Origin of the sequence: Streptomyces sp. NPDC127106 (assembly GCF_042677605.1) — a bacterium.
GTDB lineage: Bacteria > Actinomycetota > Actinomycetes > Streptomycetales > Streptomycetaceae > Streptomyces.
Map to the genome: position 1 here is coordinate 1 of NZ_JBHXTC010000093.1, position 2,393 is coordinate 2,393.

Annotated in this window: 1 protein-coding gene and 1 pseudogene; both read right to left on the bottom strand. The window is 72.4% G+C overall.

What is annotated here, in order from left to right:
* Window positions 1-198 precede the first annotated feature (198 nt).
* Window positions 199-1,176 (bottom strand): GNAT family N-acetyltransferase, encoded by a 978-nt coding sequence (locus ACFVGY_RS36270; RefSeq protein WP_385686391.1) that lies wholly within the window; start codon window positions 1,174-1,176, stop codon window positions 199-201.
* Between the two features lie 133 nt (window positions 1,177-1,309).
* Window positions 1,310-2,245 (bottom strand): annotated as a pseudogene (locus ACFVGY_RS36275) (Ig-like domain-containing protein); the annotation flags it as partial.
* Between the last annotated feature and the right edge of the window lie 148 nt (window positions 2,246-2,393).

Genomic DNA, 2,393 nt, shown 5'->3' on the forward strand with positions numbered 1-2,393 from the left:
CTCGCGGTGGTGCGGCAGTACATCGAGCAGCAGCGCCGCCCGCTGTAGCTTCGCTCTGCGGGCCGTTCCGGCTTACCCCGCCCTGAAGGACGGGGTTTGCGCCGGCATCATCCGGTCAGGACGGCAGGTACCGCTTCCCGTTCGGGCAGACGCACCTGCCCGTCCTGTACTCCCTCGTGGCGCGCCGCCCGGCCGCCGCTACAGGGTGAGCTGGAAGACGGCCGTGCCGCGTTCGCGGCGGTAGCCGAGGGCCTCGTTGACCGCGCGCATCGGGGCGTTGTCGTCCGCGACGGTCGTGGCGACGGCGCGCAGGGCCGGGTGGCGGTCCCCCGCCTCGGCGAGCATGCGGAGCTTGACGGTGCGGCCGAGGCCGCGGCCGCGGTGTCCGGGGACGACGACCGTGTCGTACTGGATGGCGCGCGGGCCGTCCGGGTCGGGCAGCACGAGCTCCGTGTACGCGGCCACCTCGCCCTCCGGGGTGACGGCGGCGACCGTGGTGAGCGCGCCCCCGCGGTCCAGGACCAGCTGCTGGGAGGCGTGCAGGCGGTCCGGGGTCCAGGCGAGGACCTGCTCGTCGACGTCCCCCGTCGGGGCGTCGTCCATCGCGCAGTGGGCCCGGGCCGCCGCGGCGGCCCACGCGTCGGGCACCAGGCCGGGCCAGCAGACGAGCTCGTAGCCGGGCGGGGCGGCGGTCTCCCGGACGGGCAGGGTGCGCTGCGCCTCCCGGACGTCCTGGACGTACCAGGCCATCGGCAGGACGCAGCTGAAGCCCAGCGACTCCGCGAAGGCCTGGCCGGGGCCGCCGAGGTCGATCTGGGCGGCGACCGAGGTGCGGCCCTCGGCGCGGAGTTCCGCGCGGACCCGCTGCCACAGGGCCGTACCGAGGCCCTGCCGGCGGGCCCGTGGACGGACTGTCAGCACGTCGAGGAACGCGGTGTGCAGGTTCTCCTCGTCCGTGAACAGGAGGAGCCCGGCGACGCCGTCCTCGGCCGCCCACAGGGCGGCGCGCCCGCGCGCGGGCCGCACCTGGAGCCGTCCGGCCACCTCCACCCGGGAGGGCGCCGGCAGCTGCGGCAGGTCGGCGGCCCGGGCGTCGGCCAGGACCGTCCGCCAGGCCTCCGCCTCGGCGTCGGACGGCGGCGGGGTGAGGGCACGGATCGCGGGGTCGCGTGTCATGTCCCCGGACCCTAGCCCGGGGACGGGGCCGCCCGCGCGGGAGTTCGGCGGACCGGGAACGCCGGATGGCGGGGCACCCTCCGAGGGGTGCCCCGCCATCCGCGGTGCGTCTTTGCCGACCGGCGGGACCGGGTCAGGCGGCCGAGCCGGCCTTCCAGTCCGCCCAGCTCATGTTCCAGCCGTTGAGGCCGTTGTCCGGCTTGATGGTCTTGTCCGGGGAGTTGACCACCGTGACGACGTCGCCGATGAGCGAGTTGTCGTAGAACCAGGCTGCCGGCTGGTTCGGGTCGCCCGCGCCCTTGACGTCGTTCAGGCCGACACAGCCGTGGCTGGTGTTCGCGTTGCCGAAGATCGAGTCGGCGCCCCAGTAGTTGCCGTGGAGGAAGGTCCCGGAGTTGGACAGGCGCATCGCGTGCGGGACGTCCTTGATGTCGTACTCGCCCTTGCCGTCGGCGTCGGTGAAGCCGACGGTGGCGCCGTTCATCCGGGTCTCCTTGAACTTCTCGGAGATCACCATCTGGCCGTTGTACGTCGGGTTCGCCGGGGCGCCCGCCGAGATCGGGATGGTCTTGATGACCTGACCGTCCCGGGTGACCGTCATCTTCTTCGACTTCGCGTCGACCGTGGAAACCTGGCTCCGGCCGATCTTGAAGGTGGCGGTGCGGTTCTGCACGCCCTGGACGCCGGGGGCGCCCTGCACACCGTCCAGCTGCATCTTCATCGTGACGGTGGAGTTCGCCTGCCAGTAGTTCTCGGGGCGGAAGTCGAGCCGCTGATCGCTGAACCAGTGGCCGACGACCTCCTGCCCGGAGCTGGAGGTGACGTTGATCGCCGCCTGGACGGCCTTCCGGTCCTTGATCGGCTTGTTGAAGGTGATCGACACCGGCATGCCCACGCCGACGGTCTGACCGTCCTCCGGCACGAACGAACCGATGAAGCTGTTCTCCGGGGAGATGGTGGTGAAGGAGGCGTTCTCGTGCGCCTCCTTGCCGCCGGCGTCCTTGGCGGTGGCCGAGAGCGCGTACTTCGTGGAGCGCTTCAGCGGGGCGTCCGGCTTCCAGCTCTTGCCGTGGCCGGGGGTCTTTGCCGCGCGCGGGGGCCCCCCCGGCGGGGTCGCCCCGGTGTGCCAAACCTTTTTGCAATACTATACCCCACAGCGCTACGGGGTCTGCAACGACTGCCCCGGCGGCGCGAACGCCGCCTGACCCGAACACCTT